A 26,729-nucleotide genomic window follows, 5' to 3' on the forward strand; every position below is an offset into this window, starting at 1 on the left:
CCGCTCCGCCTTCTGGATACCGGGATAGAGACGCCTTCACCTAGTGACTGTCGACCGCGTTGATGCGCTCGGCTACCCGGGAGGCAAGATCATCGGGGCGGAACTTGGCCAGGAAGTCGTCCGCACCGACCTTCTTGACCATCGCCTGGTTGAAGACGCCGGACAAGGAGGTATGCAGCAGTATATGCACTTTCTGCATCCGCGAATCATGACGGATTTCCGCCGTCAGGGTGTAGCCATCCATTTCCGGCATCTCGATGTCGGAAATGATCATCAGCAATTCCTCTTCCGGGCGCTTGCCTTCGGCCACCATGGCCTGGAGGTAATTCAGGGCCTGGCGGCCGTCGTTGAGGGAGATGACCTCTACCCCGACGGTTTCCAGGCAGCGACTCACCTGCTTGCGGGCCACCGAGGAGTCGTCGACGATCAGGACGCGCTTGGTGACGGCCTTGGCCTGTACCACTTCGCTGATGACGCCGGCCGATACGGTTTCGACGGACGGTGCGACTTCGGACAGGATCTTTTCCACGTCGATGATCTCGACGAGCTGGTTGTCGACCCGGGTGACGGCGGTTAGGTAGTGATCACGACCGGTGCCCTTGGGCGGCGGGTTGATGCCTTCCCAGTTCATGTTGACGATCCGCTCCACCGAGCGCACCAGGAAGCCCTGCACCTTGGTGTTGTACTCGGTGATGATCACGAAGCAGTTGTTGATGTCTTCCAGCCCACGACGACCGGTGGCCATGGCCAGGTCGATGATGGGAAAGGTGCCGCCGCGAATGCTGGCCACGCCCCGTACCACCGGACTCGATTTCGGCATCACGGTGAGTTTGGGGCACTGCAGCACCTCCTTCACCTTGAAGACGTTGATGCCATAGAGCTGCGAGCCGTCCAGGCGGAACAGCAGCAGTTCCAGACGGTTCTGGCCCACCAGTTGGGTACGTTGGTTGACTGCGTCCAATACACCAGCCATTTGGCGACTCCTCTCGTTGCCACGGACCGGTTGGAAAACTCGGCACAGGGCTTGCTTAGATGTGACTCATGAAGATCGAAGCGACGTGTTTCCGACCTATGAAGACTTCTTGCCGCTGGGCTGCGAATCTTGTGCTGATCCTGACATGCCTGGGCGGAAAGGCCTATGCAGAAGGCGACTACACCTCATCTGACGAACTTATCGGCGCCGTCGAAAGTTTTCTTGAGGAGCGCGTGCAGGAATATTTGCTGGAGACCCATTCCAACGCTCGCCATGAAACCCAGATCAACTCGCTGGATTCCCGCCTGCGCCTGGCCGCCTGCGACAAACCCCTGACGCTGTCGCAGCAGGGCAACCCGACCCCGGTGGGTCGGATAAACGTCAAGGTACGCTGCGAGGGCGCTAGTCCCTGGACGGTATTCGTGCCCGCGCAGGTCAAGCTGTATCGCCCGGTGGTGGTCACGCTGCAGCCCCTGTTGCGTGGCGCGGTGCTGGACAGCCAGAACGTGGCGCTGGTGGAGCGTGATGTCGGCACCCTGACCCAGGGCTACCTGACCAGCCTGGAGCAGGTGATAGGCACCCAGCTGAAGCGTCAGGTGGTCAGCGAGCAGGTCCTGGCGCCGTCCTTTATCGAGCAGGCCGAACTCATTCGTAAGGGCGAGCAGGTGGTCATCAATGCCCGCAGCGCCTCCTTCAGCATCCGCATGCAGGGCGAGGCCCTCAGTGCCGGCGCCAAGGACGAGGAGATCCGCGTACGCAACCTCAGCTCCAACCGGGTGATCCACGGTCGGGTCGTCGATCAGGGCCAGGTGGAGGTAGCCCTTTAGCGCAGGAGCCAAAAGAGGTACCTTGAACGTCTGCTTCCTGAGCCTCTGCGCGTCATCCTGTCGAAGGATGTGACGGGGCGCACAGGTCTACGGCTAAAGTTTCGGCATTGCACGCCGATAAGCCGGACATGCGAACGAGACGACACGAGGATCTCCACTCATGGCTCTAGATATCAATCGCCTGAATTCGTCCTCTACTGCGGGCATAGGCAATACCAAGGCGGCGTCCACCAAGGACGTGTCCGCGGCTCAGACCAGCGACGTCAAGGCTACCCAGAGCACCGCCTCCGGCGAGTCGGTCAGCTTGAGCGCTGAAGCCAAGCAACTGAGCTCCCTGACGGCAGGGCTCAAGGATCTGCCGGTGGTCGACAGCGACAAGGTCAGCCGCCTGAAACAGGCCATCGCCGATGGCTCCTACAAGGTCGACAGCCAGAAAGTGGCCGACAAACTGATGGCGTTCGAGTCCTGACGCCCGGTTCGGCACGGCCTTTCTGACGATCGTCACTAACGTTCGAAAGGAAACCGTGCCATGCCCAATGCCACCTTGCTCGAGATCACCCGCCACGACATCGACCTGAGCGAGCAACTGCTGGGCCTGATCGAGCAGGAATTCCAGGCCTTGAGCGAGCGTCAGCTCGATCGGCTGGAAGCCCTGCTGGGTACCAAGCAGATCCTGCTCAAGCAGCTCGACCAGCATGCCCAGCAGCGCACTGCCCTGCTCCAGGCCCACGGCCTGCGCGCGGATCTGCAGGGCTTGCAAGCCCTAGCGGCGCGGCTACCCGATGGGGAAGAACTGCTGGCGCTTTCCAGTCAGCTCGCGCAGCTCATGGAGCAGTGCAAGGCGCATAACGTCCGCAATGGCCAGATCATCCAGGCCAACCGCTTCGTGGTCGGCAAGCTGCTGAACGTGCTGCAGGGCACCTCGGCACCCACGCTGTACAACCGCCGCGGCAGTCAGACCGGTGGCGGTTATCAGCGTCCGCTGAGTTCGGCTTGAGCTCGGAGCTTTTCCCCCAACGCGTTTTTGCTGTACAGATGGCAGCTAGCCAGTATTCTTGCTGACCGCTGTTTACAGGAGTTTCCAGGTGCAAGGTTCTTCCGCTAGCGACAACGCCGCTCAGCCACCCCAGATCTATCGCTCCAAGGGCGAGATCCTGGCCTGCCTGCGGCCGGCGCAACAGCAGCACATTCCGCTGCGGATCACCTTCAATCGTCAGGGGCAGCAATTCCAGAGCTTCGTCGTCGAAATCGACGAAGCCAAGGGACTGATCGCGCTGGACGAGTTCATCCCACGTGAAGCCGAACGCCTGCTCGAACAGGGCCAGGCGTTTCGGGTGGACAGCTTCAACGAGGGCATCAAGGTCACCTGGCAGATTGATCATCCGGTCGAGTTCAGCGAACTGGACGGCAACCGCTGCTATTGGATCGGCCTGCCCACCGAGCTCACCTATCACCAGCGGCGCAATGCCTATCGGGTCAAGCTGCTGCTGACCCAGCCGGCGACGGCCGAGTTGAGTCAGGGCAACAGCCAGATCCAGCTGCGTGGCCAACTGATTGATCTGTCGGCCACGGGCTGCAAGCTACGCTTTCCCGGCAACGTGACCCACTTGCTGCAACCCGGGCAGCGGGTCCAGAGCTTTACCGCCGAGTTGCCCATAGGCGCCATCAACACGCCGGTGACCATCCGCCACGTGGCCTGTCCGGACCGCCTGGAATACAGCGACGTGGGCGTCTGCTTCGACAACCTCAGTGGCGCAGCCCAGCGTCAGGTCGAGCGCTTCATCTACCAGCTGCAGCGAGAAAATCGCCGGTTCGAGTGACCGATCGGGCGCCCCCGGCTGCTGGGCGCCCTCCTCCAACTCTCAGGTCGCCTTGGATTCAGGCGGATTCCGGGGAAACTCGATCTCTTCCTGCAGAGGCGCCCCCTCCTCGGCAAGTTCCTCCTCCACGACCGGATCAGTATGCATCTGGTCGTGTACCACCTGGCTATCGACCCGTGGATCCAGCGCGGCCGCCAGCGGCGAACTGGTAGACCCTTCGGGCATCTGCACATGGCTCAGCGGCGCCTCGTCGACCAGGTGCTTGCCGGTGACTGCATCCGGCCGGATGCGCCAGATCAGGATCGCCCCGCAGAGGACGACGAAGGCATAGAGCATATTGGGTCCGACCAGATTCATCAGCGCCCCCACCACCAGCGGACCGATACAGGCACCGATGCCAAAGGTCACCAGCAGCATGGCACTCAGGGAGACCCGGCGCTCCCCTTCGATATGGTCATTGGACAGCGCCACCGCCAGCGGATAGAGCACGAACTGCAGCAGGCTGGCGATGAGGCCGAGGGGTAGCAGCACCACTGGCGGCACATGGGGCAGCACGGCCAACGGCAGGGCGGCGAGAGTCAGGGCGATGGCGACCACGCGGATCAGCCAGCTGCGATCGTGCCGATCCGAAAGCCAGCCGATCGGCCACTGGGCGATCAGACCGGCGAAGATGCAGCAGGCCATGAACAGGCCGATGCGCTCGGTGGGCAGGCCCTGGGCGCTGGCATAGAGCGGCGCCAGGCCATAGAAGGAGCCGATCACCAGTCCGGCGACCAGGGTCGTCGTCAACGACTGCGGAATCCGCTGGATGAAGAACGTGGGCTCGAGCGGCGCCGGCTTGAGCGGCGCCGGGTGGATCTTGCCGGTGACCGCGACTGGCACCAGGCACAGGGCATAGCAGATGGCGACCAGCATCAGCTTGTCGACGCCGAGATCGGGCGAGAGCACCAGCACCACCTGCCCCAGCGCCAGGCCAAGGTAGGAGGCGGTCATGTAGCCGGAAAAGACCTTGCCCCGCTCGCCAGGCCCAGCCTGCTCGTTGAGCCAGCTTTCCAGCACCATGTACTGGCACATCATGCCCATGCCGATCAGTACCCTGAGCGCCAGCCACACCGGCAACCAGGGCAGCAGGCCGATGCCCAGCACCGCGGCGCCGACCACCCCGGCGCAGGTCACATAGGCGCGGATATGGCCAACCTTGGCGATCAGCCGATGCCCCAGCTTGCCGCCTATCACCAGTCCTGCGTAATAGGCGGCGGTCAGAGCGCCGACCCAAAGTCCCTGCACCTGATCGGCGGCCAGTCGCAGGCCGAGATAGGTACTCAGCAGACCGGTCCCGATCAACATCAACAGCGTCGCGAAATAGAGCCCGCGAAACGCCGACAGCACACGCACCATTGCCTACTCCATCGTCTCTTGCGCATCAGGCGAGCGCGACGGGATCAGCTTCGTCGTTGCGCCGCCAACTGGGCATCCTCGCCCAGGCGTGGGTTGTAGTGGCCTGCACAGGCCTTCATCAGTACCTGCAACACCGACAGATTACCTCTGACGCTGCTGATCTTGGTGGGTACCTCGCCCTTCGGATAGCGCCGCACGGTGGGGAGTTCCACGCAGCGATAGCCCAATTTCGGTACCCGGTAGGACAGATAGGCCAGCAACTCGTAGGTGGTGAACTCGTCGCGGAACGGTGCCACGCGCGGATCCAGCAGCATGGCCCGGCTGTAGGCGCGGAAACCCTGGGTGGTGTCGGTCCAGTGGAAACCCGAGGCCAGGCTCAGCATGGGTGCATGGATGAAGCGAATGGCGAAGTCACGGGACTTGGGGGTGTTCTCCGCCACGCCGCCGGCCAGAAAGCGCGAGGCCTGGACGAAATCGTAACCCTGCTCGATGGCTTCGATGAAGCGCGGGATGGCGTCCGGATCGTCCTTGTCGTTGCCGTCGATGGTCACGATGCCGGTGTAACCCTCGTCGAGCACGAAGGCATAGGCGCAGCGCAGCTGGGCGCTCAGCTTGCCCGGCGCGGTCTTGACCAGCAGTCCGCGGACGCCCAGTTCCTGCAGCCGTTGCGGCTCCAGCGAACCATCGGTGCTGCCGCCGTCGACGATGATGACATCGGCGATGTCGGCGATCCTGACCGCCGCCATGCGCCGCAGGAGGTTGAGAATGCGCTCGCCTTCGTTGATGACCGGAATCACCACGCAGTGCGGGCGGCTACGGCCGTTCCAGAAGGTCGTCGAATAGCTGGGCACCTGCCAGAGGGCGCGCTCGGTGGCGGGAATTGCAGTAGTCATAGGTCCTCCAGGTTCAACCGACACGGGCCGTGATGAGGGCGACGCCGGCGATGATCAGGACGATGCCTGCCGCCGTGGTCCAGGGAAAGGCTTCGCGAAAGATCACCACCGACAGCAGTGCGACGCTGGCGATGGCCCCGGCCGTCAGCACCGGATGCGCCACGTTCAGCGGCAGCTTGGCGAGGGCGGCGGCGTACAGCAAAAAGGCCAGGCCATACATGAACAGCCCGAGCCAGAACGGCCAGTTGGCCAGCGCAGCCATGGGATCGCTCAGGCTGGGAAAACGCCGCGGCGGCAGCATGGCCAGTTTCACCAGCACGCTCGCCGAGGCGTTGGACGCGATGCCCAGGATCAGGATCAGCCACTTCATACGGCAGCCTCCGGCAGGTCTCGATAGGCCTTGACCGCGACCTGGACGCCACGCTCCAGCGCGGCCAGGTTGGAGCCCTGCTTGGCCGGCAGCATCTCGATGCTGACGACCTGCTCCGGCAAGCGGCGGGTCAGGGCGAAGGCGATGCCATCGTGGTTGGTACTGCCCTCCCCCAGGGTCACCAGGTCCGGCTCGCTGGCATGGACGTGACCGATCAGCTCCGCATGCTCTTCGAGCACGCGAGCGGCATCTTCCTCGTTGATGGTCAGGGCGCCGGTATCGAGTTGCATGCGGATCGCCGGATGCTCGACCGCCCGCACCACGGCGGCGGTGGAATCGCTGTCGATCATGAAGTTAGCGCCATAGCGGGGCGGATTCGGCTCCAGACAGATCTGCACGCCATGGGTCGCGGCCACATCGCCCAGACGGCGAAAGAAATCCCGTGCCTGTGCCAGGGCCTGGTCGTCACTCAAGCCCGAGCGATCGCGATTGCGCGGCGAACCGAACACCAGACGCGTCGCACCCAGTCCCTCGGCGACCCGGCAGACGCCCTCCAGCTGCGCCAGCAGCGCGTGCTGGATGTCGTTGGCGCCAAAGACATTGAGTCCGGTGGTGCCGAACAGCAGGGCCTGCATGCCGGTGATCTCGATGCCACGGGCCTGCCACTGCTGACGCACCGCCTGGATGTCCTGGGCAGTGGCCGTCTTGGGATCGGCGAAGTACTTGCCGGGCGCGATGTCGATGGCATCGACCCGGTATTGCTGCAGGATCTCGGCGACCATGGCGTCATCGGTCGGGTCCCAGGCGATATTGGAGATGGCGATGCGCATCACTGACCCTCCGCCTTGATGACCGGAGGTTCCGACTGGGCATAGGCGCGCACGGCCAGCAGGGTATCGCGGGCGCTGTACTGGTAGCCGTCACAGCCGCCGAAGACCTCGGCATGCACGCTGCGAAAATCGTAGCGCGCCGGCGTACCCTCCAGGGTGTTGCCGAAGTCGCGTCCGAAGCCCTGGCGGGCGATGTCCGCCACGCTGATGGGCTCGGCGGTCAGGTGCACCAGGTCCAGCCCGGCGGCCTGGGCGGTCTGGATGTCATAGCCGAGATTGACCATCGGATAGAACTGGAAGACGCCGCGACTTTCCACGGCGTGCAGGTTGTTGTCGTTGAGCAGATCATAGATCACGTTCTTGCGCAGGCCGGGACCGACCAGGCCAGGCAGGCGGACGATCAGGGCATTGGCGAAATGCTCCCGGACGAACTGCTCCAGCCGATAGCGATTGGCGCCGTAGGCGTGCAGGCCCTCTTCGTCCACCGCGGTGGTCTCATCCACCCCGAGCGGCTGCTTGAAGACGTCCACGGTGCTGATCAGCACGAAGGAATCGCACTGGATCCGCGACAGATGACCGATCAGGCCATCGATCTTCTGGCGATCGGCCTCGGGATCGCGATTGGCGATCCACTTCTGGGCAGGGGCGCCGGCGCAGATGACCTGGCCATAGGGCTGGTCGCCGATCTGGTCGATATTGGTGGAGCGAAACAGCGCGCCGAAGGCCTTCTGCTTGAGCAGCGTCGACCCCACGAAGCCGCTGTACCCTATCAATGCGTCGGTCTTCATGTTGCTCACCCCTTGGTCTTGAATCTCAGGCAATAGTCCGGTTGGCACTCCTCGACGGGATAACGCTCGTCCAGGTAGGCCTTGAGTCGTGGAAACTTGTCGTGCATGGAAATGTTGTTCAGGTTGAATGACCAGAAGGTCGTCGAATACACCACCGCCGGCGGATCGGCATGCTGCAGATCGCTGAGCAGATCGGCCTCGTAGGGCGGCGTGGCATAGACCGGATAGATGTACTTGGTACAGGCCGGCAGATCGGTCACCCCGTTGATGACCCCGTTGTTGGCCAGGTCGAACACACAGTGGGCGCCGCTCTCCAGCAGGCGCTGCGAGGCCCATTGCACCCCGGGCGTTGCCAGGGCGGCGTCATCCGGCAAGGCGGCCAGCTTCGGCACCCAGGCGAGCCCCTGGGCCCACACTCGCTCCACCGGCGACTTGTAGAGGTTGAAGGCGGCGAGCAGCACCAGCAGCGCCGCCAGGGCGGGCACCAGCAGGCGCCGGCTGAAAGCCAGCAGCGCACCAACCAGCAGTACCGCGAAGAACGGCGAGGGATTAAGTCCGACCAGCCCCAGCAGCACCGCAGCGGCAATGGCCGCGACCGCCGCGCGCGGGTGGGCCGAGATATCCCAACCGCCATTGCGCGCGAGGCGTTGCCGCCGGGCGGCATAGAGCAGGCTCAGCAGGGGTACCCAGAAGCCCATCTGGATGTGCTGGAAGTCCGCGCGATTGACCCCGATCTTGAAGAAGATCGCGAGCAACACGGCCAGGGCACCGATCAGTGGCAGATCCTCGCTCCAGCGCCATGGCCAGGGCAGACAGCGGATCAAGGCGAAACCCGCCAGGGCCGTGGGCACCGCCAGCAGCAGGCTCAGGGCCAGCGGCCGGGCACTCAAGCCGTAGCCCCACTGGGACGAGGTCTCCAGGAGGAAGGTCAGGTTCTTGACGTAATCGGTCAGGGCGAAGAAATCGGTACCAAAGCCAAGCCAGCCGACGGTCGCCACGAAGCTCAGCAGAGACAGGACATGCCGCCGCTGCAGGAGCAGCGTGAGCAGTACCGCCGAGCCGATGGCCAGCACCCCGGCGATGCCGCGGTCATAGGACCAGAACAGGTTGAAGCCGGCCGCCAGGCCCAGCAGCACCTCGCACAGCAGTCGCCGCGGCGTGGTCTCCACCTTGCGATGCAGGCAGAAGAGGAACAGCGACAGCAGCAGGAAGAGATCGCGATAGCCCACCACCTGGGTCGCCACGGCGCCCACGGCGACCAGCAGGATCAGGCGCGCGCGGCCCTTGGGCACCGGGCACAGCAACACGGCCGTTCCCCAGAGCAGCAGCGCCGCACCGGTGTTGCACAGCCCATAGAGGATCTGGGTCACCAGAAAGGTGTGCTGGGCGCCGAACCAGGTCTCCGCCAGCCATACCGGGATGAAATCCAGGCCACCATGGATGGTGAAGGCATGGGCACCCGGCTGACTGTGCAGCAGCGTCGGCAGCGTGGCGAAATACTCCCCCTGGTGGAAGGGATCGAGGATGACGCCCTTGCCGAACAGAAAGAAATTGATGATGGAAAAGACCAGAACGCTGATGAAGCCGGCGACGCCGGACACCCCCCTGGGTGTCGCTTCAGTGGAAGGGTTCGGCATCGAGGCGCTCCAGGGCATCGAAAATGTTGTCGATCTTGCCGCCCAGCATCGAATAGCAGCCGGGCAGCTGGGGATGTTGTTCGAAGAGGATGGGACGGCCGTCGTCGCCTTCGTTCTTCATCAGAATGGTCTTCACCTCGAACAGCGAATCTCGGTATTCCACCCGCGCCGCAGCCGACATGTAGCGGGCCACGTCACGCACCATCCAGTCCGCCCGCGAGGCGCGGTCATAGCCGTCCAGCAGCGCATAGGGATCGGTGCCATTGGCGTCTTCCCAGTTCAGGTGCGGGGTGTAGCGCACATGGGACAGGGTGTGCAGACCCCGGGCCGGGAATGGCATCATGGAAAAGAACGGCCCGTCCATGACCGTCACCCCGAGGTTGCGCAGTTCCGGAGGCATCTCCACCAGCGCCATCTCGGTGATTTCGTGGCGCAGCCGGGTGGCGGTGCCTGGGAAATCGCCACCGTACTGGTTGAGGCCGCTGTAGGTGCAGTTGAAGAGATAACGGCACTGCATCTCCTCCTGCCCGCCGGCTTCATCCACCACGTCGACCCCCAGGCCGCCGCTTTCACCGCGGATCGCCGTCACGCGACTCTTGAAGCGCAACTCGACGCCGACGGCATCCAGTTCGCGACTCACTTCAGCGGCGAGTACGGCCGAGTTGAAGGCATATTCCTCGGTGAGATAAACCGCCTCGATCAGTCGATCGTCGAACAATCGACTTAATTCCTCCGACGCCGGTTGCAGCGAGGCCTCGATCCCCTGACAGAAGCGTTCGAACTGTTTGGCCGTGACCTTGGAGTTGTTGCGGGCAATGGCATACAACTTGGTGAAGTCGCGCACCACCACATCCGGATAATCGCGCAAGAAGCGCGGCAAGTTGACTCGACTGCGAAAGGCCGTGACGAAACTGCGGGGATAGTGATAACCGTTATGGACGCGTGCCTGATTGTGATAAGAGGCGCGCTTCAACAGCCCGTCTTCCCGCTCGACCAGAGTGACTTTCGCAAAGCCTCTCACGCGCATGAGATACAGGGCCGTCATGGCCCCGTAAAATCCGCCACCTATGACGATCGCATCTCTCATGATCGTCAGGCCATGCCGGATTGAGTGGCCGGCCTTGCGGCATTGCCGCCCTGCACTACTTCGACATTGAGCTTGTCACGGCGCGTCATGACCGCACTCGTGAACTCCTGGGCGACATGATAGAGCGGCCCTTCGTTGACTCTGTGGGTCAACTGCAGGACATATTCGCCGAGCACCAGCAGGACCAGCGAAATGAGAAAGAACATGCCGGACTGCTGTAATGAAATCGTCACCCAACCTGGCGCGACGTCATCCTTGAACAGGCCGATGGCGATGACGTAGATCGAATAGAGCAGATTGGACAGGGCCCCGACGATGGATAGGAAACTGACCATGCGCATGGGCTTGCGGGTGGAGGACACCAGCAGCCGGGCACCGCGATCGAAGCTGCCGGACAACCGCTTGGGCTTGGTGCTGCGCGGCGGCATGCTGTATTCGAGATTGATCCGCGAGAAGCCCGCCGTCGCCGGCAGATGGCGATAGGTCAGCGCCGGCGCGGGGTGGCGCAGGATGTAATTGATGACCTTCTTGCTGAGCATCCGGTACTGAGGCGCATCCTTGGCCAGATCGACGCCGTTGAACTGCTTGTAGAGACTGTTGAAGCCCTTGGAGCAAAGACTGTAGGACAGGGTCTGCCGAACTTTCTGCTGATTATTGGCGAACACCACGTCGATGCCACCGGCAGCCTGTTGCAACATGTCGGGCAAGAAGGCGATGTCATCGGTTTCCGGATCTATGACGACCGCGAAGTCTCCCAGCGCATTCTCCAGTCCCACCCAGGCGGCGGTATCGGAGTCCACTTCCTTGGTCAGGGCATATACCTGCAGATTGGGCAGGCCATTGATGCTGGTGAGTTGCTTCAATCGAGCTACGCTGTCATCAGAAGAGGCGTTGTCGACAATGATAAGTTCGTAGTCACTTACCAAGGGACCGATAACAGTTGCCGCGCGCTCTAGGACGCTCTGCAACTCGGTAGCCTGATTACGCACAACGAACACGACTGAAAGTAGGACGGGATAAAAGGCCATGACGCGAACCTCCAGAGGCGCTCCAGATACAAGCAATGCAGACGGTTAGCCAACGGAGAGTACAGATAAATTCGGCAGGTTTTTGTCTGCTGCTCTATGCTGTGATCACAGCCACAAATCGCCACTGGAAGAGCTTGGAAGTCGGACAAGGTCGCCGTTTTTGCCCTATCCTCCAAACTGCTGTAACGGTTCGGCAAGGGCAGTTGAAGGCGTCGGATCGCGAGGAGAGGTTCTGGAAAGGAATCTGGTGTCCCAGAGTGGGGTCGAACCACCAACCTTCCCCTTAGGAGGGGGATGCTCTATCCAATTGAGCTACTGGGACAGGAAAGGGCGCTCATGGTAACGAGCAGCGGAAGGTTTGTCATGTTCCGGTTCAGGCAGCGCGACACTGCGCGCGGGGCGGCACAGGCAGGAAGTTCTTCGGCAGCTTTGCAATTTGTTCTGTACGTCGGTAAATTGACGTCAATAAAAACAGATACCTAGGGACAGGTGGTTACAGAGTCCAAGGTGCCGTGAGTGCTAGCGGAACGAGACGAGGGCTTATGCCTTCACTGATTTTTGACTCCAGATGAAGTACCTCAATGACCCAGGCCATTAGATCCTACTCAAGCCGTACCGCTGACAAATTCGTCGTGCGTCTGCCCGAGGGCATGCGAGAGCGCATCGCGGATGTGGCCCGCAACCATCATCGCAGCATGAACTCCGAAATCATCGCGCGTCTCGAGCAGAGCTTGCAGCAAGAGGGCGCCCTTGGGGACGAACCCGGGCTTCGCCTGGACAGTCCGGAGATCACCGCCAGCGAGCGGGAGTTGCTGCAGCGCTTTCGGCAACTGTCGGGTCGCCAGCAGAACGCCCTGATCTCGCTGATCGCCCACGACATCGACGCCGCATCCTGACGGCGTCCGGGCTGCCCTGCGCCTGGGCAGCCCGCTGCACCCTGCCCTGCCCTACATCAGGAACAGGGTGGCGAGTCCCAAGAAGATGAAGAAGCCGCCGCTGTCGGTGACCGCGGTGATCAGGACGCTCGACCCCATGGCCGGGTCGCGACCGAAGCGCTGCAGGGTCATGGGAATCAGCACGCCCATGAACGCCGCCAGCAGCAGATTCAGGGTCATGGCCCCCATCATCACCAGGCCCAGGGACCAGCTGCTGTAGAGATAGAAGGCCACCAGCCCTATCACCCCACCCCAGATGACGCCATTGCACAGGGCGACGCCCATCTCCTTGCGCAGCAGGCGCGCGGTGCTGGTCACACTGATCTGCCCCAGCGCCATGGCGCGCACGATCATGGTGATGGCCTGGTTGCCCGAGTTGCCGCCAATGCCGGCGACGATGGGCATGAGCGCGGCCAGGGCCACCAGTTTCTCGATCGAGCCCTCGAACAGGCCGATGACCCGCGAGGCGATGAAGGCCGTGATGAGGTTGGTGGCCAGCCAGGTCCAGCGGTTGCCCACCGATTTCCACACCGAGGCGAAGACGTCTTCGTCTTCGCGCAGACCAGCCATGTTGAGGACTTCGCTTTCGCTTTCCTCGCGGATCAGGTCGACCATCTCGTCGATGGTGAGACGGCCGATCAGCTTGCCGTTCTTGTCCACCACCGGCGCCGAAACCAGGTCGTAGCGTTCGAACGCCTGGGCCGCGTCATAGGCGTCGCCGTCCGGATGGAAGGCCACCGCCTCCTTCGCCATGACTTCGACCACCAGCTTTTCCGGATCGTTGACCAGCAGTCGCTTGATCGGCAGCACCCCCTTGAGGATGCTGTCGTTGTCGACCACGAACAGCTTGTCGGTGTGGTCGGGCAGCTCTTTCAGCCGGCGAAGATAACGCAGCACCACTTCCAGGGCGACGTCATCGCGGATGGTCACCATCTCGAAGTCCATCAGCGCGCCCACCTGGTCCTCTTCGTAGGACAGGGCGGAGCGCACCCGCTCGCGCTGCTGGGCGTCGAGGGCCTCCATCAGTTCATGGACGACGTCGCGCGGCAGGTCCGGCGCCAGGTCGGCGAGTTCGTCGGCGTCGAGCTGACCGGCCACCGCGAGGATTTCCTGATCGTCCATGTCGGCGATCAGCGTCTCGCGGACGGCGTCCGAGACCTCCAGCAGGATCTCGCCGTCACGCTCGGTCTTGACCAGCCCCCAGACGGTCAGGCGGTCTTCCTGCGGCAGGGCTTCGAGGATGAAGGCGACGTCGGCCGGGTGCAGCTCGTCCAGCCGGGCACGCAGCTCTTCGAGGCCTTCTTCGGGGATATCGGCGGGGGATACGGGGGCGCGATCGTGGTCTTCACGCGCCTCGACGGCGAGGTCGTAGCGCTCCAGCAACTCGACGACCTGGGCGAGACGCTCCTGCAGCGTCTCGTGGGGCTTTCTGATTTCTGCTTCGTTCACTACGGTCATAGCGCACTCCGGCCCGCCGGCGGAGCGCACCGACGAACCCTATCTCAACAACGGGACGAAAAAGGCGATTGAGTGTTGACTGGGTAAGTCCATAAGGGGGGATGACCACTGCCCCGGCGGGGCTGACGGCGGGGATGATACACCGGACCGGTTACGGGTGCGAACGCAAAAGGTTTTCAAAACAGCTATTTGCAAGGGCTCTGGGCCGGTATCGAAGCCGCGCTTGCAACGCTCGTCCCGCGGTCGTTAACCCGCTAAGCTTGAGCGCTACGTCAAGGAGGACGTCCCATGAAGAAGCTCGTCGTGCTCGGCCTGTTGCTGGGCTGCGCCTCTGCCCAGGCGGCCACGGTCTATCGTTGCGAAGATGCCGCCGGCCACCTCACCTTTTCCACCAGCGGCTGTGCTTCGGACAGCGACAGCCGCCTGCAACGCGCGGACAATCCCCGCCCGGGCGGCGCCAGGCCCACGCTGATGGCGAAACCCAAGGCCCCTCCGCGCAAGGAGGCGCAACGCCCACCAACAGTGGTGGCAGCCAGAACGGATGGGTGCGGTGATCTTCTCAACCCCAGCGAAAGGCGGCAGGCGATCATCCGGGGACAGGTCAGGGTCGGCATGAGCCGGGCGGACGTGGAGAACGCCCTGGGACCACCGCAGCGGATCTCCCAGCTGGACGCCCTGACTCGCTATCACTACGAGGCGCGCCAGCGCAAGGAACGCTCGCGCCTGGTGACCTTCGACGACAAGGGTTGCGTGCGTCGACGCTGACGCCCGCAACCGGCTGGCACCGCGTCAGAGCACGGCGCGGGGGTAGGAGCCGAGGACCTTGAGCGCCACGGCGCTGGTGGACAGGCGCTCCAGCACGTCGCGGATCAGCGGATCGGCCTGGTGGCCGAGGAAATCGATGAAGAAGACATAGGTCCACTTGCCGCTGCGCGAGGGCCGCGTCTCGATCCGGCTGAGGTCGATGTTGTTGGTGTGGAACGGCAGCAGCAGCTCGTGCAGGGCACCCGGCTTGTTCTGCATGGAGACGATGATGGAGGTCTTGTCGTCGCCGCTGGGCGGCACCTCCTGGTTGCCGATGATGAGGAAGCGCGTGGAGTTGTCCGGGCGATCCTCGATCTTCTGCTGCACCGGGGTCAGGCCATAGAGCGAGGCCGCCATGTCACCGGCGATGGCCGCGCTGTTCCACTCCCCCTTCACCCGCCGCGCCGCTTCGGCATTGCTGGCCACCGCCACCCGCTCGACGCTGGGGTAGTAGGAGTCCAGCCACTTGCGGCACTGGGCCAGCGACTGGGCGTGGGAATAGATGCGGGTGATGCTGTCGGCCTTGGTGTTCTCGCCGATCAGCAGGTGGTGGTGGATGCGCAGCTCCACCTCGCCGCAGATCGACAGGTTGTGCTCGAGGAAGCTGTCCAGGGTGTGGTTGACCGCCCCTTCGGTGGAGTTCTCCACCGGGACCACGCCGAAGTTGGAGGCGCCGGCGGCAACCTCGCGGAAGACCTCGTCGATGGCCGCCATGGGCCGGGTCACCACGGCCTTGCCGAAGTGCTTGAGCGCCGCGGCCTGGGAGAAGGTGCCTTCAGGGCCGAGGTAGGCCACGTGCAGCGGCTCTTCCAGGGCCAGGCAGCAGGACATGATCTCGCGGAACAGTCGCGCCATGTCTTCGTCACGGACCGGACCGCCGTTGCGCTCCATCACCCGCTTGAGCACCTGGGCCTCGCGCTCGGGCCGGTAGAACACGGGCTTTTCGCCCTCCGCCAGCGTTCCCATCTTGACCCGGGCCACGTCCTGGGCGCAGCGGGCACGTTCGCTGATCAGCTCCTGGATGCGTTCGTCCAGACTGTCGATACGCAGGCGCAGGGCCTTGAGCTCGTGTTCGGACATGATCAGCCGTGCTCCTTCTCGAATTCGGCCAGATAGGTCACCAGCGCCTGGACGGCTTCCAGGGTCACGGCGTTATAGATGGATGCGCGCATGCCCCCCACCGAACGATGGCCCTGCAGATACAGCAGGCCGCGCGCTTCGGCGCCCTCGAGGAAGGCCTTGTCGAGGCGCTCGTCCGCCAGGCGGAAGGGCACGTTCATCCAGGAGCGGTCGTTCTTGGCGATGGGGTTGCTGTAGAAGTCGCTGGCGTCGATGAAGCCGTACAGCAGCTCCTTCTTCTGGCGATTCAGGCGCTCCATGGCGGGCAGACCGCCCTGCTCCTTCAGCCACTTGAACACCAGGCCCGACAGGTACCAGGAGAAGGTGGCCGGGGTGTTGTACATGGAGCCGTTGTCGGCCTCGACCTTGTAGTCGAGCAGCGTCGGGCAGGCGGCGCGGGCGCGACCCAGCAGGTCTTCGCGGACGATCACCACCACCAGGCCGCTGGGCCCGATGTTCTTCTGCGCGCCGGCGTAGATCAGCCCGAAACGCGAGACGTCCAGCGGGCGCGAGAGGATGTCGGAAGAGGCATCCGCCACCAAGGGTACGTCACCCACGTCCGGAATCCAGTCGAACTCCAGACCGCCGATGGTTTCGTTGGGAGTGTAGTGGACGTAGGCGGCGTCCTTGGACAGCTGCCATTCGTGCTGCCCCGGAATGGCGAAGTAGTCGTAGCCCTTGGAACTGGCGGCGACGTTGACGGTGCCATAGTGCCGCGCCTGCTCGATGGCCTTGCGCGACCAGATGCCGGTGTCGATGTAGTCGGCCTTGCCGCCCTCGGGCATCAAATTCATCGCCAGCTGGGCGAATTGCAGACTGGCGCCGCCCTGCAGGAACAGCACCTTGTAGTTGCTGGGGATGGCCAGCAACTCGCGCAGGTCGGCCTCGGCCTGGTTCGAGATGGCGGTGAAGTCTTCACCGCGGTGGCTCATCTCCATCACCGACAGGCCACGGCCCTGCCAATCCAGCAGATCGGCCTGGGCCTGGCGCAGCACAGCTTCAGGCAGGGCCGCCGGGCCGGCGCAGAAGTTGTAGGCACGCTTGCTCATCACTCGTCATCCTCGTTGGGCAGATCATCGCTCGGCACGTCGCTGGCACCGGGCAGCACATCGTCCTGGTCGGGTTCGTGGCTGTCGACCGGCAATTCCTTGTCGAGCACCTCGTCGTCCAGCTCGGCTTCGTGGTCCAGCAGCTCTTCGTCCACCGAAGGCTCCTGCACCCGCTCAAGGCCCACCAGCTTCTCGCCCTTGCCGAGCTTGATGAGGGTGACGCCCTGGGTGTTGCGGCCGGTACGGGAGATGCCCTCGACCGGCGTCCGCACCAGGGTGCCCTGGTCGGAGATCAGCATGATCTCCTCGCCGTCCAGCACCTGGATGGCGCCGATCAGGGGGCCGTTGCGCTCGTTGATGACCATGGCGATCACGCCCTGGCCGCCACGACCACGCTGCGGGTATTCGGCCATGGCGGTGCGCTTGCCGAAGCCGTTGAGGCTGGCGGTGAGGATCTCGGCGCCCGGCTCGGGAATCAGCATGGAGATCAGCCGCTGGTTCTCGGCCAGACGCATGCCCCGCACGCCGCGGGCGGTACGGCCCATGGTGCGCACATGGCGTTCCTTGAAGCGGATGACCTTGCCACCGTCGGAGAACAGCATGACCTCGCGGGCCCCATCGGTGATGGCGGCGGCGATCAGGCTGTCGCCCTCTTCCAGCTTCAGCGCGATCAGGCCGTTGCTGCGCGGACGGCTGAACTGCACCAGCGGGGTCTTCTTCACGGTGCCGTTGCGGGTGGCCATGAAGATGTAGGCGCCGGTGGGCTCGTCCTGGTCGGTATCGAGGAGTTCGCCCTCTTCGCCTTCGCTTTCGACATCGTCTTCCACCAGCACGGCGTCTTCGATGTCCAGGTTGTCGTCCTGCTCGCCCAGGTCCTCGTCACCGGCCGGCGCCTGCTGACGTATGGCTTCCAGATCGACCGGCAGCATGGCGGTGATGCGCTCGCCTTCGGCCAGCGGCAGCAGGTTGACCAGCGGACGGCCACGGGCAGCGCGGGAGGCCTCGGGGATCTCGTAGGTGCGCTTCCAGTAGACCTTGCCCAGGCTGGAGAACAGCAGCAGGGTGGTATGGCTGTTGGCGACCAGCAGGTGTTCGATGTAGTCCTCTTCCTTGACCGCCGAGGCCGAGCGGCCGCGGCCGCCCCGGCGCTGGGCCTGGTAGGCGTGCAGCGGCTGGGACTTGGCGTAGCCGCCATGGGAGATGGTGACGACGCGGTCTTCCTCGGTGATGAGGTCGGCGATGGTCAGGTCCACCTGGGAGGCAATGATCTCGGTGCGACGCTTGTCGCCGAACTCGGCCTTGACCTTTTCCAGCTCCTCGCGGATGACTTCCATCAGCCGCTCGGGGTTGGTGAGGATGCGGATCAGCTCGCCGATCTGCTGCAGGATCTCCTGGTACTCGGCGATGAGCTTTTCGTGCTCCAGGCCGGTCAGGCGGTGCAGACGCAGATCCAGGATGGCCTGGGCCTGCTCGGGCGAGAGGTGATACTTGCCCTCGTGCAGACCGTATTGCTCGGGCAGGTCGTCCGGACGGCAGGAATCGGCGCCGGCGCGCTCGACCATCTCGCGTACCGCGCTGGATTCCCAGGGCGTGGCGATCAGGCGTTCCTTGGCTTCGGCCGGGGTCGGCGAGCTCTTGATCAGCTCGATGACCGGATCGATGTTGGACAGGGCGACCGCCTGTCCTTCGAGGATGTGGCCACGCTCACGCGCCTTGCGCAGTTCGTAGACGGTGCGCCGGGTCACCACTTCGCGACGGTGGCGAATGAAGGCTTCCAGCAGTTCCTTGAGGTTCAGGGTCCGCGGCTGGCCGTCGAGCAGGGCCACCACGTTGATGCCGAACACCGTCTGCAGCTGGGTCTGGGCGTAGAGGTTGTTGAGCACCACCTCGGGGGTTTCGCCGCGACGCAGCTCGATGACCACGCGCATGCCGTCCTTGTCGGACTCGTCGCGCAGCTCGGTGATGCCTTCGATCTTCTTCTCTTTCACCAGCTCGGCGATCTTCTCGATCAGCCGTGCCTTGTTGAGCTGGTAGGGCAGCTCGGTGATGACGATCTGCTGGCGATTGGCGCTCTTGTCGATGTCCTCGACTTCGGCGCGGGCCCGCACATAGATGCGGCCACGACCGGTGCGATAGGCCTCGATGATGCCGGCGCGACCGTTGATGATGCCCGCGGTCGGGAAGTCCGGACCGGGGATGTACTGCATCAGGTCGTCGACGGTCAGCTCGCTGTTCTCGATCAGCGCCAGGCAGCCATCGATGACCTCGCCGAGGTTGTGCGGCGGGATGTTGGTGGCCATGCCGACCGCGATGCCGCTGGAACCGTTGACCAGCAGGTTGGGGATGCGCGTGGGCATTACCGCCGGGATCTGCTCGGTGCCGTCGTAGTTGGGCACCCAGTCGACGGTTTCCTTGTCCAGGTCGGCCAGCAGTTCGTGGGCGAGCTTGGACATCCGCACTTCGGTGTATCGCATGGCCGCGGCGTTGTCGCCGTCGACCGAACCGAAGTTGCCCTGACCATCCACCAGCATGTAGCGCAGCGAGAAGGGCTGGGCCATCCGCACGATGGTGTCGTAGACGGCGGTGTCGCCGTGGGGGTGGTACTTACCGATGACGTCACCCACCACACGGGCGGATTTCTTGTACGGCTTGTTCCAGTCGTTGCCCAGCTCGCTCATGGCGTAGAGCACGCGCCGGTGCACCGGCTTGAGGCCGTCGCGCACATCCGGCAGGGCCCGGCCGACGATGACGCTCATCGCGTAGTCGAGATACGACTGCCGCAATTCGTCTTCGATATTGACCGGGAGGATTTCTTTGGCCAGTTCACCCATGAGAAGCCTGGTTCCTTCTGATCTGAAAAGCGCTAGGGCTCGTCCGCATGTCGGCCGAGCCTGATATAGGAGAGGCGAAAGCCCGTCTGGCGGCGCCTGCCACCGGCGGCGCGAAGGCGCTCCAGCCGGTTTTCAGCACTGCATCGCCGCCTGCCGAGGGCTTTCGAACAAAGCCTGTGCAAAGAGCGAAATTCTAACACATTCAGGGATGTATCCGCCCCTGGCGATCACCTCAATGCAGGCGGCGCCGATTCATCAGCTCGGCCATCTTCTTGGCGTCCGGACGCTCCACCACCCCGCGCTCGGTGACGATGGCGTCGATGAGATCGGCCGGGGTCACGTCGAACACCGGATTGAAGGCCTCGACCTCGGCGGCGATGCGCTGGCCACCGGCTTCCAGCAACTCGTGACCGGCGCGCTCCTCGATGGGGATGTCGTCACCGGACGCCAGATTCATGTCGATGGTGGAGCTGGGCGCCACCACCATGAAGCGCACCCCGTGGTGCATGGCGATGACCGCCAGGTTGTAGGTGCCGATCTTGTTGGCCACGTCGCCGTTGGCGGTGATCCTGTCGGCGCCGACGATCACCCAGGCGACGTTGCGCGTCTTCATCAGGTGAGCGGCGGCGGCATCGGCGTTGAGACTGACCGGAATGCCCTCGCCGGCCAGCTCCCAGGCGGTCAGGCGCGAGCCCTGCAGCCAGGGGCGGGTCTCGTCGGCATGGACACATTCCACCAGGCCGTCCAGGTGCGCGGCGCGCAGGACGCCCAAGGCGGTGCCGAAGCCGCCGGTGGCCAGGGCGCCAGTGTTGCAGTGGGTAAGGAAGGTCTGCTTGCTGGCGTCGTGCTTGCGGATCAGCTCGACGCCCAGCTGCGCCATGGTCAGGTTGGCCTCGCGATCGCTCAGGTGGATGGCCACCGCCTCGGCTTCCAGCGCCGCCAGGGCACCCTCCCCGGCCATGCGCGTCAGGCGCTCGCGCATCCGGTTGAGCGCCCAGAACAGATTGACGGCGGTGGGACGCGACGCGGCCAGCAGTTCGAAGTCGGCACTGACGGTGGCTTGCCAGTCCTCACCCGCCGCGGCACGTTGCCGGGCACCCAGCACCACGCCATAGGCGGCGCTGATGCCGATGGCCGGCGCGCCGCGTACCAGCATGTCGCGGATGGCCTGGGCCACCTCGGCGGCGCTGTGACAGGCGACCCAGTGTTCGCGCAGCGGCAACAGGCGCTGGTCGAGCAGGTGCAGGGCACCGTCCCGCCATTCGATCGCCTTGATCTTTTCCGCCGCCAGCAGACGCTCTCGCATGATCTCTCCTCGACCTGAATCTGTAGCCCGCCAGTATACCGGCATCGGCGTGCGGATTTAGCGGTAGCGCCGCAAGGACCGCTATACTGCCGGCTCGCCCCTCTTGGAACCGCCGCCGATGCCCACCCCCGCGCCCCTGGACCTCTTGTTGCTCCCCAGCTGGATCGTGCCGGTGGAGCCTGCCGGAGTAGTCCTGCGCGATTACGCCCTGGGCGTGCGCGACGGCTGCATCGCCCTGCTCGCGCCGCGTAGCGAGGCCCTGCGTCAGCCGGCCAAGGAGACCCTGGAGCTGCCGGGCAAGGTGCTGATCCCCGGGCTGATCAACGCCCATGGTCACGCCGCCATGACCCTGTTTCGCGGCATGGCCGACGACCTGCCGCTGCAGACCTGGCTGCAGGATCACATCTGGCCCGCCGAAGGGCGCTGGGTCGACGAGGACTTCGTCCGCGACGGCACCACCCTGGCCATCGCCGAGCAGATCCGTGGCGGCATCACCTGCTTTTCGGACATGTATTTCTACCCCCAGGTGGCCTGCGAGGCGATCCATCGCACCGGGGTGCGCGCCCAGGTCTGCCTGCCGATCCTCGACTTCCCCATTCCCGGCGCCCGCACCGCGGACGACATGATCCGCCGTGGCCTGGAACTGTTCGACGACATGAAGCTGCACGAGCGCATCAGCGTGGCCTTCGGCCCCCATGCGCCCTATACCGTGGCCGACGCCAAGCTCGAACAGATCCTGGTCTTGGCCGAGCAACTGCAGGCACCGATCCAGATGCATGTGCACGAGACCGCCTTCGAGGTGGAGCAGGCGCTGCAGCAGACCGGTGAGCGGCCGCTCAGCCGGCTGCGGCGACTGGGCCTGCTCGGGCCGCGCTTCCAGGCGGTGCACATGACCCAGGTGGACGACGAGGACCTGGAAAACCTGGTCGAGACCAACAGCCATGTCATCCACAGTCCCGAATCCAATCTCAAGCTGGCCAGCGGCTTCTGCCCGGTGGAGCGGCTCTGGCAGGCCGGCGTGAACGTCGCCATCGGCACCGACGGCGCGGCCAGCAACAACGATCTCGATCTGCTCGGCGAGACCCGTACCGCCGCCCTGCTGGCCAAGGCCGTGGCCGGCTCCGCCACCGCCCTCGATGCCCACCGTGCGCTGCGTCTGGCCACCCTGAACGGTGCTCGCGCCCTGGGTCTCGAGCGCTGCCTGGGCTCGCTGGAAGTCGGCAAGGCCGCCGACCTGACCGCCGTCGACCTCAGCGGCCTCGCCCAGCAGCCGCTCTACGACCCCGTTTCGCAACTCATCTATGCCACCGGCCGCGACCGCGTCAGCGACGTCTGGGTCGGCGGCGTGCCGCTGCTGCGCCAGAGCGAACTCGTGCGCCTGGACGAGGCCGAACTCATAGCCAATGCGCAGCAGTGGGCCACCCGTATCCAGCAGGGCGCCTGACGCGCCCCGCTCCCTTGCCTCTGGAGAACCCCATGTCCAACGTCGATAACGCCGAGATTGCCAAGTTCGAGGCCCTCGCCTACCGCTGGTGGGACCGCGAGAGCGAATTCAAGCCGCTGCACGACATCAATCCTCTGCGCGTCAACTGGATCGACCAGCACGCCGGCCTGGCCGGCAAGAAGGTGCTGGACGTCGGCTGCGGTGGCGGCATCCTCAGCGAGGCCATGGCCCAGCGCGGTGCCCAGGTGACCGGCATCGACATGGCCGAGGCGCCCCTGGCCGTCGCCCGCCTGCACCAGCTGGAATCCGGCGTGCCGGTGGAGTACATCCAGGAGACCACCGAGGACCACGCGCGCAAGCACGCCGGCACCTATGACGTGGTGACCTGCCTGGAGATGCTCGAGCACGTGCCGGATCCCTCCTCGGTGATCAAGGCCTGCCACGACCTGGTCAAGCCGGGCGGCCAGGTGTTCTTTTCCACCATCAACCGCAATCCCAAGGCCTATCTGTTCGCCATCGTCGGTGCCGAATACGTGCTGCGTCTGCTGCCGCGGGGCACCCACGATTTCCGCAAGTTCATCCGCCCCTCGGAACTGGGTGCCTGGGCCCGTGCCGCCGGCCTCAACCTGCGCGACGTCATCGGCCTCACCTACAACCCGCTGACCAAGAGATACAAGCTCGAAGGCGACGTGACGGTGAACTACATGGTGCGCACCCAGCGCGAGGACTAGGCCATGCGTCTGCAAGCGGTCCTCTTCGACATGGATGGCACCCTGCTCGACACGGCGCCGGACTTCATCGCCATCATCCAGGGCATGCGCCAGGACAGGGGCCTCGCGCCCGCCGATGAGGCCCGCCTGCGCGGGGTCATCTCCGGTGGTGCCAAGGCGATGATCCTGGCCGGCTTCGAGATCGACCCCCTGGGCGCCGAACTCGAACCCCTGCGCCTGGAGTTTCTCGAGCGCTACCAGACGCAATGCGCGGTCCACACCCGGCTGTTCGACGGCATGGACGAAATCCTGCGCGATCTCGACGCCGCCCGGTTGCGTTGGGGCGTGGTGACCAACAAGCCGGTGCGCTTCGCCGAGCCGATCATGCAGCGCCTGGGCCTGGCCGAGCGCTCGGCCTGCCTGGTCTGCCCGGACCATGTCACGCACAGCAAGCCGGATCCGGAGATGGTGCTGCTGGCCTGCCGGCAACTGGACGTGGATCCGCAGACCGCCCTGTTCATCGGTGACGACCTGCGCGACATCGAATCCGGTCGCGCCGCCGGCAGCAAGACGGTGGCAGCGCGCTACGGCTACATCCATCCGGACGACCGCCCCGAGCACTGGGGCGCCGACGCCATCATCGACCATCCGCTGGAACTGCGCGCCCTGCTCGATCGCGCGCTGTGCGGCTGCTAGAGGTTCAGATGTTCGACTACCAGGCTCCGGCCGAGCTGCTCAAGGACCGCGTCATCCTCGTCACCGGTGCCAATCGCGGCATCGGCGCCGCCCTCGCCAAGGGCTGCGCCGCCCTGGGCGCCAGCGTCATCCTCCAGGGTCGCGATGCCGCGGCGCTGGATCAGGTGTGTCAGGAGATCCTGGCCAGCGGTGGCCAGGCCGAGACCCTGGTACTGGATCTCGAACGGGCCGATGCGGCCGCCTATGCCGCCGTGGCGGAGCGGCTGAGACAACGTCACGGGCGCCTGGATGGCCTGGTGCACAACGCCGGCCTGCTCGGGCCGCGGGTGCTGCTGGAAGAGACGCCCGCCGCCGCGCTGGCGCAGGTGCTGCAGGTCAATGTCCAGGCCGGCTTCGCCCTGACCCAGGCCCTGCTGCCGCTGCTCAGGGCGGCCGGTGAGGCCTCGCTGATCTTCACGTCCAGCAGTGTCGGCCGCAAGGGCCGGGGCGGCTGGGGCGCCTATTCGGTGTCAAAGTTCGCCACCGAGGGCCTGATGCAGGTCTGGGCCGAGGAGCTGGCCGAGGACGGCATCCGGGTTAACAGCGTCAACCCGGGCGGTACCCGCACCGCCATGCGGGCGGCGGCCTATCCCGAAGAGGACCCGGCCCGGGTGCCCGCGGCGGAGGCCATCCTGCCGGTCTATCTCTATCTGCTCGGTCCGGCCAGCCGGGGCACCACTGGCCAGGCGCTCAACGCCCAGTAGCGAAGTCGATCAGACGTGGAAGCGCTGAACCAGGCGCGCGAGCTCGTCACCCAGTTCGGCCAGCTCGCGGCTGGCTGAGGCCGTGGCCGCCATCGCCTGGTTGGACTGATCGGCGCCGTCGCGAATCCGGGTGACATTGACCGCCACCTCTTCGGCCACCCCGCGCTGCTGCACGGCCGCCGCGGCGATCTGCTGATTCCTCTGCTGGATGCTGGCCACCGCCGTGGCGATACCGGCAAAGGCGCGCCGGGTATCGCCGGCACTGTCCAGGGTGTCGACGAGCAGGGTCTCGCTCTGCTGCATCCGTGCGACCGCTTCGCCGCTGCCCTTCTGCAACACCACGATGAGCCGTTCGATCTCGACGCTCGACTGCTGGGTACGCCGCGCCAGGGCCCGGACTTCGTCAGCGACCACGGCGAATCCCCGCCCCTGCTCACCGGCGCGCGCCGCCTCGATGGCCGCGTTGAGCGCCAGCAGGTTGGTCTGCTCGGCCACCGCCTTGATCACGTCCAGCACACTACTGATCGCCTGGCTGTCGTGGGACACGCCTTCGAGGCGCTCGGCGGCGGACCGGACATCCACCCCCAGGCTCTCGATACCGGCCAGACTGCGGCCGATCACCGCCTGACCATCGCTGACCTGGCGCTCGGCCTGATCGCCGGCACCGGCGGCGGCCTCGGCATCTGCGGCGACCCCCTGGGCCGTGGCGGCCAGTTCGGCCATGGCCGCGGCCACCTGATCGGTTTCCTCGCGCTGCCGGGTCACGCCCCGCTGCGCCTCGCGGGCCTGTTCGGCCAGGGCGGCGGCGGACTGGCCGAGCCGGCCGATACCGCTCTGCAGCTGCAGGACCATGCCGCGCAGCGCCGCCACCATGCTGGCGCTGGAACGCTGCAACTGGCCGATCTCGTCGCCCCGATCCACCGTCAACTCGACATCCAGCTGGCCCTGGGCGATGCGCTCGGCGGCGGCGATCACCTTGCGCAGCGGCCGGACGATGGCCAGGGTGATGATCAGCGCAGCCAGGGCGCCGACGATCAGCGCCAGCAGGGCCACGCCGCCGATGGTCAGCAGGCGCTTGGTCATCATCGCCTGCAGTTCGGTTTCCTGTTGCCCATAGAGGGCATCGACCCGCTGCACCGCGGTCTCCGCCAGGCTGGTCATCCGCGCACCGGCGGTCTGCTCCTGGGCCAGGGCGGCGGCATAGTCGCCGAGGCGGCGGATGAATTCCTTGATGTTGGTGGAGACGTCCTGGATGACCGAGGAATAGGCCGGATCGCTCAGTTGCGGCTCGACCTTGGCCAGCAATTCCAGGGCGGCACTGGCCGAGGGCAGCGGCTGGTCGTCCACCGTGCTCTTGCCGGCCCGTGCCTGGGCTTCGTCGAGACTCTTGAGCATCAGGCGATAGAGTTCGCCGACCTGCTGCGACAGGGTCAGGAGTTCGGTCCCCTGCTTGCCGCCGGAATCCTTGAGGGCATAGGCGCCGTCATCCAGCAGACCGGACTGGAGGATGTCCAGGCTGTTGGCCGCGCCCTCTACCAGAAAGGCGGCCCCCTCCATGGCCAGACGGCGCGAGGTGTGGAGTCGTTCGAAGTCGGCGAAGGCAGCGCCATAGGCCTGGATGGCCTCACGGGCGGCGCCGAGGTCGACAGCGTTGGCACTGCCCACCTCGGCCTCCAGCTGTCCCAACCGCTCGAGCACGGCCGGCAGGGCCTGCCGCAGATGCTCGGCCTGGGCGGCCTCGCCACTCAGGCGAAAGCCCTGCTCCAGGGCGCGGACCTGCATCACCTGCCGGTTGATCGCCGCCATGTCGCGCAGGGAGCCGAATCTATGCTCGACATCCTTGAGTGCGAGCCCGCCCTGCAGGGCCACGACCAGGGTCAGCAGCAGCACCAGCCCGAAGCCCACCGCCAGCTTGGTCGCGGTTCGCCAATTGGCCAGGCGATAGCGCGCAATCCCTTTCATACCGCACCCCGACAAAATGAG

General features: G+C 65.0%; 25 protein-coding genes, 1 tRNA gene and 1 pseudogene. 10 read left to right on the forward strand and 17 right to left on the reverse strand.

Going from position 1 to position 26,729, the window contains the following annotated elements:
- Nucleotides 1–40 precede the first annotated feature (40 nt).
- Nucleotides 41–973 carry a chemotaxis protein CheV gene (locus PSK12I2_RS0108360; RefSeq protein WP_007160449.1) on the reverse strand — a complete coding sequence of 311 codons (933 nt, stop codon included), beginning with the start codon at nt 971–973 and terminating at the stop codon, nt 41–43.
- A 98-nt stretch (nt 974–1,071) separates the two neighbouring features.
- Between PSK12I2_RS0108360 and flgA the strand changes: the two genes are divergently transcribed.
- The 4 genes from flgA (at nt 1,072) to PSK12I2_RS0108380 (ending at nt 3,620) form a co-directional block, all read left to right on the forward strand.
- Nucleotides 1,072–1,800: a flagellar basal body P-ring formation chaperone FlgA gene (flgA, locus tag PSK12I2_RS0108365; RefSeq protein ID WP_081875130.1), complete on the forward strand. Its 729-nt coding sequence runs from the start codon at nt 1,072–1,074 to the stop codon at nt 1,798–1,800.
- Between the two features lie 160 nt (nt 1,801–1,960).
- Nucleotides 1,961–2,269 carry a flagellar biosynthesis anti-sigma factor FlgM gene (flgM, locus tag PSK12I2_RS0108370; protein WP_027598038.1) on the forward strand — a complete coding sequence of 103 codons (309 nt, stop codon included), beginning with the start codon at nt 1,961–1,963 and terminating at the stop codon, nt 2,267–2,269.
- 60 nt (nt 2,270–2,329) lie between these two features.
- Nucleotides 2,330–2,797, forward strand: a complete 468-nt coding sequence (locus PSK12I2_RS0108375; RefSeq protein ID WP_027598039.1) for a flagella synthesis protein FlgN — start codon at nt 2,330–2,332, stop codon at nt 2,795–2,797.
- Between the two features lie 88 nt (nt 2,798–2,885).
- The gene (locus PSK12I2_RS0108380) at nt 2,886–3,620 is read left to right on the forward strand and encodes a flagellar brake protein (protein WP_027598040.1); all 735 of its coding nucleotides are present in this window, start codon (nt 2,886–2,888) and stop codon (nt 3,618–3,620) included.
- Between the two features lie 42 nt (nt 3,621–3,662).
- On the opposite strand, the gene PSK12I2_RS0108385 is transcribed toward PSK12I2_RS0108380, so the two are convergent.
- From PSK12I2_RS0108385 to PSK12I2_RS0108425, 9 genes are all read right to left on the reverse strand, one after another.
- Complete coding sequence (locus tag PSK12I2_RS0108385; RefSeq protein WP_027598041.1) at nt 3,663–5,018, reverse strand: MFS transporter; 1,356 nt, start codon at nt 5,016–5,018, stop codon at nt 3,663–3,665.
- 44 nt (nt 5,019–5,062) lie between these two features.
- Complete coding sequence (locus PSK12I2_RS0108390) at nt 5,063–5,911, reverse strand: glycosyltransferase family 2 protein (RefSeq protein ID WP_027598042.1); 849 nt, start codon at nt 5,909–5,911, stop codon at nt 5,063–5,065.
- A 13-nt stretch (nt 5,912–5,924) separates the two neighbouring features.
- Nucleotides 5,925–6,281 (reverse strand): SMR family transporter, encoded by a 357-nt coding sequence (locus PSK12I2_RS0108395; RefSeq protein ID WP_027598043.1) that lies wholly within the window; start codon nt 6,279–6,281, stop codon nt 5,925–5,927.
- On the reverse strand, nt 6,278–7,111 hold the full coding sequence (locus tag PSK12I2_RS0108400) for a sugar phosphate isomerase/epimerase (RefSeq protein WP_027598044.1): 834 nt from the start codon (nt 7,109–7,111) through the stop codon (nt 6,278–6,280). Before PSK12I2_RS0108400 ends, PSK12I2_RS0108395 begins: the two co-directional genes overlap by 4 nt.
- Nucleotides 7,111–7,899 (reverse strand): NAD(P)-dependent oxidoreductase, encoded by a 789-nt coding sequence (locus PSK12I2_RS0108405; RefSeq protein ID WP_037007613.1) that lies wholly within the window; start codon nt 7,897–7,899, stop codon nt 7,111–7,113. Before PSK12I2_RS0108405 ends, PSK12I2_RS0108400 begins: the two co-directional genes overlap by 1 nt.
- 5 nt (nt 7,900–7,904) lie before the next feature.
- The gene (locus PSK12I2_RS0108410) at nt 7,905–9,536 is read right to left on the reverse strand and encodes a hypothetical protein (protein ID WP_222932029.1); all 1,632 of its coding nucleotides are present in this window, start codon (nt 9,534–9,536) and stop codon (nt 7,905–7,907) included.
- A complete protein-coding gene (locus tag PSK12I2_RS0108415; RefSeq protein WP_037006948.1) occupies nt 9,517–10,581 on the reverse strand; it encodes an FAD-dependent oxidoreductase in 1,065 nt (354 codons plus the stop codon). Before PSK12I2_RS0108415 ends, PSK12I2_RS0108410 begins: the two co-directional genes overlap by 20 nt.
- Nucleotides 10,582–10,628: 47 nt before the next feature.
- Complete coding sequence (locus tag PSK12I2_RS0108420) at nt 10,629–11,651, reverse strand: glycosyltransferase (RefSeq protein WP_027598048.1); 1,023 nt, start codon at nt 11,649–11,651, stop codon at nt 10,629–10,631.
- Nucleotides 11,652–11,896: 245 nt separating this feature from the next.
- Nucleotides 11,897–11,973 (reverse strand) — tRNA-Arg (locus tag PSK12I2_RS0108425).
- Nucleotides 11,974–12,232: 259 nt separating this feature from the next.
- On the opposite strand from PSK12I2_RS0108425, the gene PSK12I2_RS0108430 reads away from it, so the two are divergent.
- Nucleotides 12,233–12,547 carry an Arc family DNA-binding protein gene (locus tag PSK12I2_RS0108430; RefSeq protein ID WP_007160462.1) on the forward strand — a complete coding sequence of 105 codons (315 nt, stop codon included), beginning with the start codon at nt 12,233–12,235 and terminating at the stop codon, nt 12,545–12,547.
- Nucleotides 12,548–12,598: 51 nt separating this feature from the next.
- Here PSK12I2_RS0108430 and mgtE read toward each other — a convergent pair whose 3' ends face one another.
- Nucleotides 12,599–14,044 (reverse strand): magnesium transporter, encoded by a 1,446-nt coding sequence (gene mgtE, locus PSK12I2_RS0108435; protein ID WP_186354089.1) that lies wholly within the window; start codon nt 14,042–14,044, stop codon nt 12,599–12,601.
- 288 nt (nt 14,045–14,332) lie between these two features.
- Between mgtE and PSK12I2_RS0108440 the strand changes: the two genes are divergently transcribed.
- The gene (locus tag PSK12I2_RS0108440) at nt 14,333–14,809 is read left to right on the forward strand and encodes a DUF4124 domain-containing protein (protein WP_027598050.1); all 477 of its coding nucleotides are present in this window, start codon (nt 14,333–14,335) and stop codon (nt 14,807–14,809) included.
- A gap of 24 nt (nt 14,810–14,833) precedes the next feature.
- Here the strand turns inward: PSK12I2_RS0108440 and pheA are convergent, their stop codons facing one another.
- From pheA to mtnA, 4 genes are all read right to left on the reverse strand, one after another.
- On the reverse strand, nt 14,834–15,928 hold the full coding sequence (gene pheA, locus PSK12I2_RS0108445) for a prephenate dehydratase (RefSeq protein ID WP_027598051.1): 1,095 nt from the start codon (nt 15,926–15,928) through the stop codon (nt 14,834–14,836).
- Nucleotides 15,929–15,930: 2 nt separating this feature from the next.
- A complete protein-coding gene (gene serC, locus PSK12I2_RS0108450) occupies nt 15,931–17,016 on the reverse strand; it encodes a 3-phosphoserine/phosphohydroxythreonine transaminase (RefSeq protein ID WP_007160466.1) in 1,086 nt (361 codons plus the stop codon).
- A complete protein-coding gene (gene gyrA / locus PSK12I2_RS0108455) occupies nt 17,016–19,847 on the reverse strand; it encodes a DNA gyrase subunit A (protein WP_027598052.1) in 2,832 nt (943 codons plus the stop codon). The genes serC and gyrA overlap by 1 nt, the downstream gene beginning before the upstream one ends.
- A 232-nt stretch (nt 19,848–20,079) precedes the next feature.
- Nucleotides 20,080–21,153, reverse strand: coding sequence for an S-methyl-5-thioribose-1-phosphate isomerase (mtnA, locus tag PSK12I2_RS0108460; protein ID WP_007160468.1), 1,074 nt, complete (start codon nt 21,151–21,153; stop codon nt 20,080–20,082).
- 118 nt (nt 21,154–21,271) lie between these two features.
- On the opposite strand from mtnA, the gene PSK12I2_RS0108465 reads away from it, so the two are divergent.
- From PSK12I2_RS0108465 to PSK12I2_RS0108480, 4 genes are read left to right on the forward strand one after another with little or no spacing between them, the layout of a single operon-like run.
- The gene (locus tag PSK12I2_RS0108465) at nt 21,272–22,597 is read left to right on the forward strand and encodes a TRZ/ATZ family hydrolase (RefSeq protein ID WP_007160469.1); all 1,326 of its coding nucleotides are present in this window, start codon (nt 21,272–21,274) and stop codon (nt 22,595–22,597) included.
- A 32-nt stretch (nt 22,598–22,629) separates the two neighbouring features.
- Complete coding sequence (gene ubiG / locus PSK12I2_RS0108470) at nt 22,630–23,328, forward strand: bifunctional 2-polyprenyl-6-hydroxyphenol methylase/3-demethylubiquinol 3-O-methyltransferase UbiG (RefSeq protein ID WP_007160470.1); 699 nt, start codon at nt 22,630–22,632, stop codon at nt 23,326–23,328.
- A gap of 3 nt (nt 23,329–23,331) precedes the next feature.
- Nucleotides 23,332–24,003, forward strand: a complete 672-nt coding sequence (gene mupP / locus PSK12I2_RS0108475) for an N-acetylmuramic acid 6-phosphate phosphatase MupP (protein ID WP_027598053.1) — start codon at nt 23,332–23,334, stop codon at nt 24,001–24,003.
- A gap of 8 nt (nt 24,004–24,011) precedes the next feature.
- Entirely contained in the window at nt 24,012–24,746 is a 735-nt protein-coding gene (locus PSK12I2_RS0108480) for a YciK family oxidoreductase (protein ID WP_027598054.1), read from the forward strand.
- A gap of 9 nt (nt 24,747–24,755) precedes the next feature.
- Here PSK12I2_RS0108480 and PSK12I2_RS25460 read toward each other — a convergent pair whose 3' ends face one another.
- Together PSK12I2_RS25460 and PSK12I2_RS25465 are read right to left on the reverse strand one after the other, a co-directional pair.
- Nucleotides 24,756–25,619 carry a methyl-accepting chemotaxis protein gene (locus PSK12I2_RS25460; protein ID WP_371100417.1) on the reverse strand — a complete coding sequence of 288 codons (864 nt, stop codon included), beginning with the start codon at nt 25,617–25,619 and terminating at the stop codon, nt 24,756–24,758.
- A gap of 21 nt (nt 25,620–25,640) precedes the next feature.
- Nucleotides 25,641–26,708, reverse strand: a pseudogene (locus PSK12I2_RS25465) (HAMP domain-containing protein); the annotation flags it as partial.
- Nucleotides 26,709–26,729: the final 21 nt, after the last annotated feature.

Source organism: Pseudomonas sp. MOIL14HWK12:I2 (assembly GCF_000510745.1).
Lineage (GTDB): Bacteria > Pseudomonadota > Gammaproteobacteria > Pseudomonadales > Pseudomonadaceae > Chryseomonas > Chryseomonas oryzihabitans.